Source organism: Legionella sp. PATHC039 (genome assembly GCF_026191275.1).
GTDB classification, from domain to species: domain Bacteria; phylum Pseudomonadota; class Gammaproteobacteria; order Legionellales; family Legionellaceae; genus Legionella; species Legionella pneumophila.
Genome location: NZ_JAPHOP010000001.1, coordinates 794,425 through 807,712 on the forward strand (window position 1 = coordinate 794,425; position 13,288 = coordinate 807,712).

Here is a 13,288-nt window from a genome sequence, read left to right on the forward strand (position 1 = left end):
GGATAAGGATGACTCAAGTGAACGAAACCAGCGCAGAGCAATTAAATCAAAATCAAGGGAATCCACAGAATCCAGACTCTGGCAATGAGAAACTGGAGTTAATTTTAGATATTCCTGTGTCAGTTACTGTTGAAATCGGTCGTACCAAAATGACTATTCGTAATTTACTGCAATTAAATCAGGGAGGAATCGTAGCTCTTGATAGGCTGGCTGGTGATCCCCTTGATGTGCTAGTCAATGGTACTTTAGTCGCACATGGTGAAGTCGTTGTAGTTAACGATAAATTTGGTGTCAGATTAACTGATATCGTTAGCAAGGCTGAACGAATAAAACGTCTCAAATGAAAAGCAAAGTACTCTGTCTGGCATTTTTGGGTCTTTCTCTAATCAGTTCGGTCGGTTGGTCATCTACTTTAAGCCCAAACGCGATCAGCCATGGCGAACTAATTAGAATCATTTCGGGACTCTTATTTGTATTATTCATTATTATTTTTTTATCTTGGATAGTGAAACGTATGCATAGAGTAAGCTTTACTGTATCTAAAGGATTCCAAACTGTTGCAAGTATTATTTTAGGTCCAAAGGAAAAGATTGTATTGCTGAAAATTGGGGAAAGATATTTATTAGTAGGTGTAGGGTCATATTCCATTAATCTCATATGTGATTTTGGCAATCAACTTCCTGAAGGGTTTGATGCTGATCAAAAATCGTCTTTTGCTGATGTGCTGAAATCAGCAATAGGGAAGTCATAAATGAAAATTAAAAGTTGGTTACTGATTTTGATATTACTTCTTTTATTACCCGTTGCAGGTTACACAGACCCTTTATCTTTTCCCGTTGTTACAATGCAACCTGGAACTAATGGTTCGCAATCTTATAGCATCAATCTGCAAATTTTAATTTTTATGACTTTATTGACCGTATTGCCAGGGTTGCTGATGGCAATGACGTCATTTACAAGGATAATTATTGTTCTGTCAATTTTACGGCAGGCAATAGGGATGGCTCAGACGCCTACCAATCAAATATTAATAGGAATTGCTCTATTTATGACTTATTTTGTTATGTCACCTGTATTCAACAAAATTAATGAAACAGCAATACAGCCCTATATGAATGAAAGGATTGATTTTTCTCTGGCATTATCCAATGCGCAAAAGCCGCTTCGTCAGTTTATGCTAAATCAAACGAGAAAAAATGATTTATCTTTATTTGAAAAATTTGCTCACAATGTACCAAAAACTTTAGATGAGATTCCTATGAGTGTTCTCATTCCGGCTTTCATTACTAGCGAGTTAAAAACCGCATTTCAAATAGGCTTTATTCTTTTTTTACCCTTTTTAATTATTGATCTTGTTGTGTCCAGCCTTTTGATGGCTATGGGGATGATGATGCTTTCACCCTTGATTATTTCACTACCTTTTAAAATCATGTTGTTTGTGATGGTTGATGGATGGACTTTGGTTTTGGGTTCACTTGCTTCAAGTTTTGCTCTTGCCTAGGAGGCTATATGACCCCTGAATCAGTCGTTTCGTTGTTTAGTGATAGTGTTTATATCATTCTGCTATTACTGTCAGTGTTGATATTGCCGGGATTAATTGTTGGACTAATTATATCGATGTTTCAGGCTGCGACTCAAATTAATGAGGCAAGTTTAAGTTTTATACCCAAGTTATTCGTTACCTTTTTGGTTCTAATTTTAGCAGGGCCTTGGTTATTAAAGACATTGATAAATTATACAGATACTTTGATAAACAATATTCCTTATTTGATTGGATAAAAAATGAGTCTCGATTATCAAACTATGATTCGCTTAATGAGCCAATTTATTTGGCCCATGGTGCGTATTGGTGGTTTGATGCTTACGGTGCCAGTTTTATCGTCAGCACTATTGCCAGCTCGCATTAAAATTCTCTTTGTTTTTACTTTAAGCTGTGTGTGTTTTACCTATGTGCCTTATAACTTGTCTTTCGAAAATTTTAATGGTCTTTATCCTGTTTATCTCGTACAAGAATTATTATTGGGTTTGTTAATGGGATTTGTGTTGCAAATAGTATTTCAAGTATTCATTCTTGGGGGGCAAATTATATCCATGCAGGCGGGTTTGGGATTTGCAGTAATGGTTGATCCAACCAGCAATGCCAGTGTGCCTTTAATCAGTCAATTGTATTTAATGGTGACCACATTAATATTTTTGGCATTGAATGGCCATTTAGCTATTCTTGAAACTCTAATCGAGAGTTTTAGAATAATGCCAATCGGTAAATCTTCTCTGGATCCATCAATTGTCTGGAGTACGATTATGTTTTCAGGTTGGATGTTCAAAGAAGCGGTATTGATTTCAATTCCTGCGATTTTATCTTTGCTTATTGTAAGCTTGTCTTTTGGAGTTATGGCTCGGGTTGCTCCGCAATTAAACCTTTTCTCTTTAGGTTTTCCGATTACGCTATTGATGGGGTTTGTCATCATTAAAATAGGTTTGCCCACTGTCGGGACAGAAATGGTAGAGAGCATTAAGCATGGAATCCAATTTATAACAGGAATATTGCGCTAATGGCCGATGAAGAACAATCACAAGAAAAAACGGAACAGCCTTCTTCCAAGCGATTAAAAGAATCACGAAAAAAAGGGCAGGTTGCACGTTCTAAAGATTTTAATGCAACGGTCATTTTATTATTTACCGGACTTGGTTTCTTTATTTTTGGGAAACAATTATCACTGCAAATTACCAGTATAATGCAACAGGCGTTTGATTTCGATCGTGACATTCTTGTTACCGGGAATAATTCTTTAGAAAATTTGTTTCAATTGACAAAATCCGGGCTTTGGTCTGTTGTTCCACTTTTGCTCGTTATTTTTATTTTATCTTTGCTAGCACCATTGCTTATGGGGGGATGGGTTTTTAGTGGACAGTCTATACAGCCAAAATTTTCTCGATTAAATATACTTAAAGGTTTTAAGCGCATGATTTCTCTCAAAGGATTTGTTGAGATGCTTAAGGCTTTTTTAAAATTTGTCCTGGTGGCGAGCGCATCTATTCTAGTGCTTAGATCGCAAGTACCCTTGTTGCTTGAATTGGGGAAAGCACCATTAGAAATAGCAATCACTAGTGGGGTAATGATCCTTTTAAAATCTTTTGTGCTGATTACTGCGAGTCTGATATTAATTGCGGCAATAGATGTTCCATTCCAATTATATGAACATAGCAAATCGATTAAGATGACTAAACAGGAATTAAAAGATGAATACAAAGAGACGGAAGGCAAACCTGAGGTAAAAAGTGCTATACGTCGCGCACAGCTGGAGGTTGCAAGACGACGGATGATGAGTGAAGTACCTAAAGCCGACGTTATATTGACTAATCCTACGCACTATGCAGTTGCTCTTAGTTACCAAAAGAAAGGAAAAAAGGCTCCAGTGGTGATTGCCAAGGGTAAAAACCTGGTTGCTTTTCAGATATCCAAGGTTGCTAAAGAATATAAGATCCCTATTATTTCAGTTCCTGCGTTAGCTCGCGCTATTTATTTTTCAACAAAACTGAATGCAGAAATTCCCAGAGGGTTATATGTTGCTGTGGCTCAGGTGCTAGCCTATATTTTTCAGCTACGTGACAGGCAACGTTATGATTATAAGCCTGAAATTTTACAAAATGTCCCTATTCCACCTGAACTGGCTCGCGAAGCAGAGGAGGAGATTGAATGAACAATGTTATGAATTATATAGAATATTGGATGCGCCAAGGGTTTGGTACTCCATTAATACTGATTGTCATGATCAGCATGATGATGTTACCTCTGCCTCCTTTCCTACTGGATATATTTTTTACTTTTAATATCGCTCTTTCTTTAGTTGTTTTGTTGGCAGTTATTTATAGTGAAAGACCCCTGGATTTTGCGGTGTTTCCCACAGTGATACTTGTGGCAACTTTGTTAAGATTAGCCCTCAATGTAGCTTCTACACGAGTAGTCTTACTCAATGGTCATAATGGTACAGATGCTGCCGGTCAGGTCATAAAATCTTTTGGTGAAGTGGTGATTGGAGGTAATTACACAGTAGGTATAGTGGTATTTATTATCCTTGTCGTTATTAACTTTGTTGTAGTGACAAAAGGGGCGGGGAGAGTATCTGAAGTAAGTGCGCGGTTTACTTTGGATGCTTTACCCGGAAAGCAAATGGCTATAGATGCTGATCTCAATGCAGGTCTAATCAATCAGGAACAGGCAATCAAGCGTCGAACAGAAGTAGCTCAGGAAGCGGATTTTTACGGTTCAATGGATGGTGCCAGCAAATTCGTCCGAGGAGATGCGATAGCAGGAATTTTGGTTTTAATCATTAACATCGTTGGTGGATTAATAATAGGCATATTTCAATATAATATGAATTTTAATGACGCAGTTCATAATTATATTTTATTGACAGTCGGGGATGGTTTGGTCGCTCAAGTTCCTTCTCTCTTATTGTCTACTGCAGCGGCAATCATTGTGACCCGAGTTTCTAGTGCTCAAAATATGGGGCAGGCAGTTATTTCTCAAGTATTTGCAAAACCAAGATCACTTGTCATTGCAGCAGCTATTATTGGTCTAATAGGCATAATTCCTGGTATGCCTCATATTGCATTTATTCTATTATCAGCAGGGTTAGCTGGCATTGCTTATTTATTTATCAATCAGGAAAAAGTTAAGCGTGAAAAGAAGGATGAAGAGCAAAATGAATTTTCGCAAACGAGTGACTCTAAACAGAGTGAGTTATCATGGGATGATGTTAATCCTGTCGATGTCATTGGTTTGGAAGTAGGTTACCGATTGATCCCTATGGTCGATAATGCTCAGGGTGGAATATTACTGTCACGAATTAAAGGTGTCCGAAAGAAAATATCGCAAGAATTGGGTTTCTTAATTCCATCCGTTCATGTTCGTGACAACCTGGATTTAAAGCCTAATCATTACCGATTAAGTTTGGCTGGGGTGATTATGGGAGAATCAATGATTCATCCTGATAAATGGTTAGCGATAAACCCCGGACAGATATTTGGTAATTTAGAGGGAATCCCAACAAGAGATCCGGCTTTTGGAATGGATGCTGTGTGGATAAATGAAAATCAAAAGGAGAAAGCACACACTTTAGGTTATACAGTAGTTGATGCATCAACAGTAGTTGCTACTCATTTAAGCATGATCCTGGAACAAAACAGCCAGCAATTACTTGGCTATGAGGAAACGCAGCAGCTATTGGATAAGTTGGCTATAAGTTCCCCTAAACTGGTTAAAGAGCTTGTACCTGATGGACTTACTTTAGGTATGGTTAGCAAAGTGTTGCAGGGATTATTATCAGAACATATTCCATTAACAGACATACGCACTATAGTCGAAACTTTGGCGGAATATGCGTCAAAATCAAAAGATACTGAATATTTGATTAGCCAAGTGAGAATTGCCTTATCACGATTGATAACTCAGAAAATCAGTGGATTAAACGAGGAATTGCCCATTATTACATTAAAACCAGAGTTGGAACAATTGTTGCACAATACTATACAAAACAGTGGACATGGCGGAGTTAGCTTTGAGCCAGGAATGGCAGATAAAATCCAACAAGCACTGATCCAGTTCGCTGCACAACAACAGGCAAAGCAGGAGAGCTCAGTTTTGGTAGTTCAACCAAGTATACGAACGGTTTTGGCACGATTTGTGCGTACTATATCCAGTGACTTTCATGTTTTGTCTTATCAGGAAATACCTGATAACAAACAAATAAGAATAATTGGAACTGTAGGTTAGTTTTTGGGGTTGCATAGGTGTGTTGAAGGCAGGAGGCATTATGAAATTAAAACGCTTTGTCGCTGCAGATACTCGCAGTGCCATGCAGCAAATAAAGGCTGCTTTTGGCCCTGATGCTGTTATTTTGTCAAGTCATAACATAAAAGATGGTGTTGAAATAGTTGCTGCTATTGATTTTGACGAAACAGTGATATCAACTCAAGCCGCTGTAGCTATAGCAGAACCCCCAAGCCGAACAGAAAAATATTCAGCACAAACGCCATTAGACGACATGCGGCAAGAAATTTTGACACTGAGAGGAATGCTTGAAGCACAGCTGCGTGGAAATGTTGGTATTCATGAGCCTTTACATACAGTTATGCTGCAAAAACTCTTGTATTTAGGTGTTAGTCCCAATACGGCGACAATTTGGGCTCGCTCAGTAAAGCCTGATTTGAATCAACAAAGAGCCTGGCAATTCATTTTGTCACAAATGACAGAGCAATTGCCAATTCGCGATTCTAGTAGAATAGAAGAAGGTGGTATCTACGCGTTTGTTGGTCCAACTGGAGTTGGTAAGACAACAACTCTAGCAAAAATTGCAGCACGCTTTGCTTTACGTTTTGGCGCTGACAAGTTGGGTTTGGTCACTATGGATACCTACCGAATAGCAGCTCAGGAACAGCTAATTCTCTATGGGAAGATTTTGGGAGTTAAAGTATGTATTGCGCAGGATGAAGTCTCCTTGGCAAGAGTATTGCGTCAATTAAATGACAAAAAATTAATTTTGATTGATACAGCCGGAATGAATCCTTCTGATGAACGTGTAACCAAACAAATGACTGTTTTAAGTAATTATCTGCAATCTATAGAAAAAGTATTGGTATTACCAGCTACCAGTCATTACCAGGTATTAATCGATGCGATTAAGCGTTACCAGGCAAATCGTGTGGATCAATGCATTATTACGAAATTGGATGAATCTCTTGCAGTAGGTGGAGCCATAAGTGCTGTTATTGAATCAAATTTAGCTTTGGGTTATTTAACCGATGGACAACGAGTCCCTGAGGATATCAAAATTGCTACGCGTCACCAGCTTGTTGAGTTATTTGCGCAACAAGAACTTCAGTTATTTCAGGAGGCAAGGGACATCAGCAAAATAAATCCGAATGTTAGGAGAGAGAATTATGTCGAAGCTTAGCAAAGGTATAAAAGATCAGGCTTCTGGTCTTAGGAGTTTGTCCCGAAACAAACCTGTTAAAGTGATTGCTGTTTCGGCAGGGAAAGGTGGTGTAGGCAAAAGTAATATCTCGGTCAATTTAGCTATAGCGTTATCTCAACTAAATTATAGTGTCATGCTTCTGGATGCCGATTTAGGATTGGCAAATGTGGATATTATGCTGGGGTTGCATACCAAATACAATTTATCTCATGTTCTTCAGGGCATATGTCATTTAAGTGATATTATTTTACATGGCCCCGCTGGCGTCAGGGTTATTCCTGCTGCTTCCGGAACAGAGTTTATGACGCAATTGAGTCCTGCGGAACATGCGGGAATCATTGATTCATTTAACGAACTAACTGATGATTTGGACTATATGATTATCGATACCGCAGCAGGGATTTCCGAGACCGTATTGAGTTTTACTCGTTCATCGCAAGAGTTGATTGTTGTTGTCTGTGATGAACCTACCTCTTTGACAGATGCTTATGCACTAATTAAAGTGATGAGCAAACGTTATGAGTGGACGCATTTCCACATTCTGGCTAATATGGTTAGAAATGTTAAGGATGGTCGTGACTTGTTTAATAAACTGTTTCGGGTCTCAGGACAGTTTCTGGATGTGCAGCTAGATTACCTTGGCGCGATTCCTTTTGACGAAAACATCCATAAATCAGTAAAAAAACAAAATCCTATTTTAATCGCTTATCCCGACTCACCTGCTGCTAAAGCCTTGAGAGAATTAGCTGAATCGGTGAGTAATTGGTCATTTAAACCGTCTTTAGGTGGAAACACCAGTTTCTTTTTGGAGCGTTTGGTTGCGGGACAATTTTAAATTATTCGCTATACTTAAAATTAGCTGTACTCTGTTTGTTTTAGATTTACCAAATTACTAATAACTACAATCTGCTGTTATGGTAAGGAGAGTATCGTGGATGCTTTGGCTGCATACAGCAAAGTAAATCAACAAACCCAGGAAGCTCTGGTAAAAACACATGCCACATTGGTAAAACGCATTGCATATCATCTGCTCGGGCGATTACCGCAGAGTGTACAACTGGATGACTTAATACAATCAGGGATGCTTGGTCTGCTTGAAGCAGCAAGGCATTATGATTCATCCAAGGGGGCATCCTTTGAAACTTATGCAGGAATACGTATAAGGGGACATATGCTTGATGAAGTAAGACGTAACGATTGGGTGCCACGTTCTGTTTATCGCAATTCCAGAATGATTTCTGATGCTGTGCGCATATTGGAGCATAAGTTTGGGCGTGAGGCTAAGGATAATGAAATTGCTGAAGAGCTAGGTGTGTCATTAGATGATTATCATGATATGTTGCAAGACTCCATTAGCAGTCATTTATATGGTTTTGATGACTTGGGAATAACCGATGATGTCTTATTTGATCATGAAGGGAATGGCTCAACTGAACCGCACAGGAATGTTATGCGAAGTGATATGATGAATCGATTAACCCAAGTGATTGATAGTCTCCCTCGTAAAGAGAGGCTGGTGCTTTCTTTGTATTATGAGCAGGATTTGAATTTGAAGGAAATCGGGGAAATACTGGAGGTTAGTGAGTCACGAATTTCACAGATTTTAAGTCAAGCAACGCACCGTATTAGATCAAGATTACCGGAATAAAAAATAAGTATGGATACTTTGACATTAATAGGATTGTTGACAGGTTTTCTCGCCATTATCGTAGGCCAAATTTTTGAGGGGGGAGATTTAAATTCCTTACTTAATTTTCCGGCCTTACTGATTGTCATGGGTGGAACATTAGGGGCTGTTATGGTGCAAACTCCTTTAACCACTTTTAAAAGGGCGTTTAGAATATTGCCTTGGGTAGTGAAACCTCCTCATCATAATTTTGAAGAATGCAGAACGACTCTCATAGAGTTATCTAGAAAAGCTCGCCAACTTGGCCTTCTCTCCCTAGAAGATCGTTTGGATGTCGAAACCAATCCTTTAATTTATAAGGGGTTGGAATTACTGGTTACAGGAGTGGACAAGCTTACCTTACGACAAGTTTTGGAAGCAGAAATAGATCGAACGGAGCATCAGGATTTGCGTGCTGCGCATGTCTTTGAAAGCATGGGCGGCTATAGCCCCACCATAGGAATTTTAGGTGCGGTGTTGGGTTTAATTCAAGTCATGAGGAATCTCGCTGATCCCAGTCAATTAGGTTTAGGCATTGCGGTTGCTTTTGTTGCAACTATTTATGGTGTTGGGTTCGCGAATCTGTTTTTTTTACCTGTTGCTAATAAATTAAAAAGTTGTATTTCTCATAAGGTGCATTTTGATGAAATGGTCGTTGAAGGCCTGGTCGCCATGGCGAGTGGTGAGAGTCCCAATATGCTGCAGTTAAAGTTAAACAACTATGGGCAACACAAGCAAGATGAAATCAAGACAAAAGAAAACTGAAGAACATCAGGATAGTCATCGATGGGTCGTATCTTATGCTGATTTCATTACCTTATTATTTGCTTTTTTTGTTGTGATGTATGCTATTTCTTCAGTAAATGTTTCAAAATATAAATCTCTTTCTGAAGGAATGAAGTCGGCATTTAATCAAAAGGATCAAAATAAAGCGACTCAATCGACAGATAACATTAAAGATGGTCCTGAAGAAAAGAAGACCAAGGGAACTTTTAAAGATGGTTTGGATGAACTGAATAAATCACTATCTGAACTTGAAGATGGTGATTTCAAATTAAACAGACAAGAGGGATGGGTTGAGATAGATATAAAAGCAGGCTCATTATTTGATTCTGGTAGTGCTGATATTAAACCAGAAGCATTGATTAAACTAATGAAGCTGGCGGAGAAAATTAAGAATCTACCTTTTACAGTGGTTGTTGAGGGATACACTGATAATGTGCCTATTGAAACGCCCCAATACCCTTCAAATTGGGAATTATCAGCTGCAAGAGCAGCTACTGTTGGTCGCATTTTAAATGGTTTTGGAATTGCCAATCATCGTATTTTGGTTACAGGATATGGTGATCAATACCCCATAACGGACAATTACACTGAAGCTGGAAGAAGCCAGAATCGAAGAGTGAATATTCTTATCACTAAAAATAGAAAAGTGGACAGAATTCTCAATCCAGATTTAAGTAGAGTCCATTTTAGTGTTATAAGTAATACAAATTCAGTAGAGTTAAATAAAAAGGATACTAAAATTAAGGATAAAAAATGACACATATCTTTCTGTATTTGCATGCGATAATTTTTTTACTCTTGGGTAATTATTTATTAAATCAACGAAAAAACATCAATAAATTACAGAACAAAATAGATTCTTTGGAAAAATTGGCTACTCAAGTAGTAAAAGATCATCCTATGCTGATCAATGCGGATTTATTATTTGCGAAACAACTTAATGAAATTAATCAGCAATTAATTAGTATTGAGACTCAATTGCAAGAATTGGAAAACATAAGACATAACGATGGCAGTTATCAACATGCCTTGAGAATCCTGGAAATGGGTGGCACTCGTGAGGAAATTATCAGTAGTTGTCATTTATCAAATGCTGAAGCAGAGTTACTAATGAATCTTCAGGCGTATAGAACCGCATTAAAACATCAGAATTAGTATAGATAGAATCTTACTTTCGCTGTAAAATCTCCTATTTATTTTTAAAAGAGACACTGATGCTAGAAGTGAATCAAATTAATTTAAGTTTAATCGATCTTAATGAGCGCATAGAATCGCTTAGGGGGTATCTTTGACTTCGAAGGTAAAAGTGAGCGCTTGGAAGAAGTAATTCGCGAATTGGAATCATCCAATGTGTGGGACAATCCGGAACAGGCTCAGGCATTGGGACGTGAAAGAACTCAGCTGGAAACTATAGTCCACTCATTAAGCCAATTAAGCCAATCAATTAGTGATCAGAGAGAACTGTTTGAATTGGCTCGAGAAGAAGATGATGAGCAAACCATCATCGACATTGGTGATGAATTAAAATCAATTGAGCAACAAGTCGCCAGTTTGGAATTTAGAAGAATGTTTTCTGGCAAAATGGACCACTCCAATGCTTATCTTGATATTCAAGCAGGTTCTGGCGGCACTGAAGCGCAAGATTGGGCTGAAATGTTATTACGAATGTATTTACGTTGGGGAGAACATCACGGATTTACCACCGAGTTGATAGAATGCTCTCCTGGTGAAGTGGCAGGAATTAAAAGTGCGACTATTCATTTTACAGGTGAATATGCGTTTGGTTGGTTAAGGACTGAAACAGGTGTCCATCGTTTAGTGAGAAAGTCGCCATTTGATTCTGGCAACAGGAGACACACTTCGTTTGCAGCTGTTTTTGTCTCTCCTGAAATTGACGATGATATCGAAATTGAAATTAATCCAGCTGATTTGCGGATTGATACTTACAGAGCTTCCGGGGCTGGCGGGCAGCATGTTAACCGTACTGATTCTGCCGTAAGGATTACACATATCCCTAGTGGGATAGTCGTTCAATGCCAGAATGATCGAAGCCAGCATAAAAACAAAGACCAGGCAATGAAGCAATTGAGGGCGAAGCTTTATGAGTTGGAAATGCAAAAGAAAAATGCAGAGCAGCAAGCATTGGAAGCTACCAAATCTGACATTGGTTGGGGATCACAAATTCGTTCTTACGTATTAGACCAATCTCGTATAAAAGATTTGCGCACCGGTGTTGAAACCAGTAATACTCAGGCAGTATTGGATGGTTCATTAGATCAATTTATTGAAGCCAGTTTAAAGGCAGGAGTAGGGCAAGCATGAGTGAAGAACATGTACATTTAGATGAAAGTGAAGTTTATCATATTCGCAAACAAAAATTAGCGGAATTGCGCACAAGCGGGTTTAATTTTCCAAATACCTTTCGCCGCGAACATTTAGCCGATGCTTTGCTGAAGCAATACTCCGAAACTGAAAAACAAACATTAGAACAAAAGCATGTGAAAGTATCTGTTGCAGGCCGAATCGTTCTGAGAAGAATTATGGGTAAAGCCAGTTTTTTTCATATTCAGGATGTATCAGGTCGGATACAAGTTTATCTTCGTTCAAATGATCTTCCTGACGTTTATGAACAGTTTAAACATTGGGATTTAGGAGATATTGTTGGTGTACAGGGTGAGTTATTTAAAACAAACACTGGTGAACTGACCATTAATGCAGAATATGTTGAGTTATTAACCAAATCTTTAAGGCCGCTTCCTGATAAATTCCATGGTTTGGCTGATCAGGAATTGAAATATCGTAAACGTTATGTTGACTTGATTGCAAATGAAGACAGTCGAAAAACTTTTTTAATACGTTCACATTTAATCAAAGCCTTCAGAGAATTTATGGATGATAATCATTTTCTGGAAGTAGAAACACCAATGATGCATCCAATTCCTGGAGGTGCTTTGGCTCGTCCTTTCGTAACTCATCACAATACATTGGATATGACCATGTATTTGAGGATAGCCCCCGAGTTGTACTTAAAACGCTTGGTTGTTGGTGGTTTTGAGAGAGTATATGAAATTAATAGAAATTTCCGTAACGAAGGAATTTCTACTCGTCATAATCCAGAGTTTACGATGCTGGAATTTTACCAGGCTTATGCCGATTACAATGATTTGATGAATTTCACTGAACAATTGTTTCATTATCTATGCGATAAAGTATTAGCTACTCGGCAAATAGAATATCAAGGTCAAGTCATTGATTTCAATAAACCTTTTGAACGGTTGAGCGTAAAAGAAGCTATATTAAAATATCATCCTGATATTAAGGCGCAGCAGTTAGAAACGTTAGAGGGATGCAGAACACTTCTGAATGATTTAGGTCTGCCTTATAAAGAAACTGATGGCCTGGGTAAACTACAAATTATTCTTTTTGAGGAGACAGTAGAGCACCAATTATTTCAGCCCACTTTTATTACGGAATACCCTACAGAAATATCTCCTTTAGCGAGACGTTCTGATACCAATCCGGAAGTCACCGATCGATTTGAGTTTTTTATTGCTGGTCGTGAGATTGCGAATGGATTCTCTGAATTAAACGATGCCGAGGATCAAGCTGAGCGCTTTCGAAAGCAAGTTGAAGAAAAGGATGCAGGTGATTTAGAGGCAATGCATTTTGATAGTGATTATATTGAAGCATTGGAATATGGCTTGCCGCCTACAGCTGGTGAAGGGATTGGAATCGATCGCTTGGTGATGTTATTTACTAATTCGCAATCAATCAGAGACGTTATTTTATTTCCGCATTTGAGACAGTAAAGTACAGCGATTTTTAGATAGCAATGGTTCTAAACAAACCATTGCTATGT

General features: G+C 38.3%; 15 protein-coding genes. All 15 read left to right on the forward strand.

Annotated elements, in window-relative coordinates; translation table 11 throughout:
* Nucleotides 1-8 precede the first annotated feature (8 nt).
* The 15 genes from fliN to lysS all read left to right on the forward strand — a co-directional run bounded on the left by fliN (nt 9) and on the right by lysS (nt 13,238).
* Nucleotides 9-344: a flagellar motor switch protein FliN gene (gene fliN / locus OQI99_RS03630; RefSeq protein ID WP_061512542.1), complete on the forward strand. Its 336-nt coding sequence runs from the start codon at nt 9-11 to the stop codon at nt 342-344.
* Nucleotides 341-751: a flagellar biosynthetic protein FliO gene (fliO, locus tag OQI99_RS03635; protein ID WP_061512543.1), complete on the forward strand. Its 411-nt coding sequence runs from the start codon at nt 341-343 to the stop codon at nt 749-751. Before fliN ends, fliO begins: the two co-directional genes overlap by 4 nt.
* Nucleotides 752-1,501 (forward strand): flagellar type III secretion system pore protein FliP, encoded by a 750-nt coding sequence (gene fliP, locus OQI99_RS03640; protein WP_265731318.1) that lies wholly within the window; start codon nt 752-754, stop codon nt 1,499-1,501.
* 8 nt (nt 1,502-1,509) lie between these two features.
* Nucleotides 1,510-1,779 carry a flagellar biosynthesis protein FliQ gene (fliQ, locus tag OQI99_RS03645; protein ID WP_061512544.1) on the forward strand — a complete coding sequence of 90 codons (270 nt, stop codon included), beginning with the start codon at nt 1,510-1,512 and terminating at the stop codon, nt 1,777-1,779.
* 3 nt (nt 1,780-1,782) lie between these two features.
* A complete protein-coding gene (gene fliR / locus OQI99_RS03650) occupies nt 1,783-2,553 on the forward strand; it encodes a flagellar biosynthetic protein FliR (protein ID WP_061512545.1) in 771 nt (256 codons plus the stop codon).
* Nucleotides 2,553-3,701 (forward strand): flagellar biosynthesis protein FlhB, encoded by a 1,149-nt coding sequence (flhB, locus tag OQI99_RS03655; RefSeq protein WP_061512546.1) that lies wholly within the window; start codon nt 2,553-2,555, stop codon nt 3,699-3,701. The genes fliR and flhB overlap by 1 nt, the downstream gene beginning before the upstream one ends.
* The gene (flhA, locus tag OQI99_RS03660) at nt 3,698-5,776 is read left to right on the forward strand and encodes a flagellar biosynthesis protein FlhA (protein ID WP_061512547.1); all 2,079 of its coding nucleotides are present in this window, start codon (nt 3,698-3,700) and stop codon (nt 5,774-5,776) included. Before flhB ends, flhA begins: the two co-directional genes overlap by 4 nt.
* Nucleotides 5,777-5,816: 40 nt before the next feature.
* Nucleotides 5,817-6,956 carry a flagellar biosynthesis protein FlhF gene (gene flhF / locus OQI99_RS03665; RefSeq protein ID WP_061512548.1) on the forward strand — a complete coding sequence of 380 codons (1,140 nt, stop codon included), beginning with the start codon at nt 5,817-5,819 and terminating at the stop codon, nt 6,954-6,956.
* Complete coding sequence (locus OQI99_RS03670; RefSeq protein ID WP_061512549.1) at nt 6,943-7,812, forward strand: MinD/ParA family protein; 870 nt, start codon at nt 6,943-6,945, stop codon at nt 7,810-7,812. Before flhF ends, OQI99_RS03670 begins: the two co-directional genes overlap by 14 nt.
* A gap of 96 nt (nt 7,813-7,908) precedes the next feature.
* Nucleotides 7,909-8,625 (forward strand): RNA polymerase sigma factor FliA, encoded by a 717-nt coding sequence (locus OQI99_RS03675; RefSeq protein WP_061512550.1) that lies wholly within the window; start codon nt 7,909-7,911, stop codon nt 8,623-8,625.
* 9 nt (nt 8,626-8,634) lie between these two features.
* Nucleotides 8,635-9,408 carry a flagellar motor protein gene (locus tag OQI99_RS03680; protein ID WP_010947507.1) on the forward strand — a complete coding sequence of 258 codons (774 nt, stop codon included), beginning with the start codon at nt 8,635-8,637 and terminating at the stop codon, nt 9,406-9,408.
* Nucleotides 9,383-10,186 carry a flagellar motor protein MotD gene (gene motD, locus OQI99_RS03685; RefSeq protein WP_029345193.1) on the forward strand — a complete coding sequence of 268 codons (804 nt, stop codon included), beginning with the start codon at nt 9,383-9,385 and terminating at the stop codon, nt 10,184-10,186. Before OQI99_RS03680 ends, motD begins: the two co-directional genes overlap by 26 nt.
* The gene (locus tag OQI99_RS03690; RefSeq protein ID WP_010947505.1) at nt 10,183-10,584 is read left to right on the forward strand and encodes a DUF2802 domain-containing protein; all 402 of its coding nucleotides are present in this window, start codon (nt 10,183-10,185) and stop codon (nt 10,582-10,584) included. Before motD ends, OQI99_RS03690 begins: the two co-directional genes overlap by 4 nt.
* Nucleotides 10,585-10,643: 59 nt before the next feature.
* Nucleotides 10,644-11,751 (forward strand): peptide chain release factor 2 gene (gene prfB, locus OQI99_RS03695; RefSeq protein ID WP_104411370.1). Its coding sequence is split into 2 segments (ribosomal slippage): nt 10,644-10,718 and nt 10,720-11,751, totalling 1,107 coding nucleotides; the frame shifts between segments, so codons are not numbered across the junction.
* Nucleotides 11,748-13,238 (forward strand): lysine--tRNA ligase, encoded by a 1,491-nt coding sequence (gene lysS, locus OQI99_RS03700; protein WP_011214040.1) that lies wholly within the window; start codon nt 11,748-11,750, stop codon nt 13,236-13,238. The genes prfB and lysS overlap by 4 nt, the downstream gene beginning before the upstream one ends.
* Nucleotides 13,239-13,288: the final 50 nt, after the last annotated feature.

Excerpts from the sequence above, each read along its gene's own strand:
- fliN (WP_061512542.1), top strand. The coding sequence starts at position 9 with ATGACTCAAGTGAACGAAACCAGCGCAGAGCAATTAAATCAAAATCAA.
- fliO (WP_061512543.1), top strand. The coding sequence starts at position 341 with ATGAAAAGCAAAGTACTCTGTCTGGCATTTTTGGGTCTTTCTCTAATC.
- fliP (WP_265731318.1), top strand. The coding sequence starts at position 752 with ATGAAAATTAAAAGTTGGTTACTGATTTTGATATTACTTCTTTTATTA.
- fliQ (WP_061512544.1), top strand. The coding sequence starts at position 1,510 with ATGACCCCTGAATCAGTCGTTTCGTTGTTTAGTGATAGTGTTTATATC.
- fliR (WP_061512545.1), top strand. The coding sequence starts at position 1,783 with ATGAGTCTCGATTATCAAACTATGATTCGCTTAATGAGCCAATTTATT.
- flhB (WP_061512546.1), top strand. The coding sequence starts at position 2,553 with ATGGCCGATGAAGAACAATCACAAGAAAAAACGGAACAGCCTTCTTCC.
- flhA (WP_061512547.1), top strand. The coding sequence starts at position 3,698 with ATGAACAATGTTATGAATTATATAGAATATTGGATGCGCCAAGGGTTT.
- flhF (WP_061512548.1), top strand. The coding sequence starts at position 5,817 with ATGAAATTAAAACGCTTTGTCGCTGCAGATACTCGCAGTGCCATGCAG.
- OQI99_RS03670 (WP_061512549.1), top strand. The coding sequence starts at position 6,943 with ATGTCGAAGCTTAGCAAAGGTATAAAAGATCAGGCTTCTGGTCTTAGG.
- OQI99_RS03680 (WP_010947507.1), top strand. The coding sequence starts at position 8,635 with ATGGATACTTTGACATTAATAGGATTGTTGACAGGTTTTCTCGCCATT.
- motD (WP_029345193.1), top strand. The coding sequence starts at position 9,383 with ATGAAATCAAGACAAAAGAAAACTGAAGAACATCAGGATAGTCATCGA.
- OQI99_RS03690 (WP_010947505.1), top strand. The coding sequence starts at position 10,183 with ATGACACATATCTTTCTGTATTTGCATGCGATAATTTTTTTACTCTTG.
- lysS (WP_011214040.1), top strand. The coding sequence starts at position 11,748 with ATGAGTGAAGAACATGTACATTTAGATGAAAGTGAAGTTTATCATATT.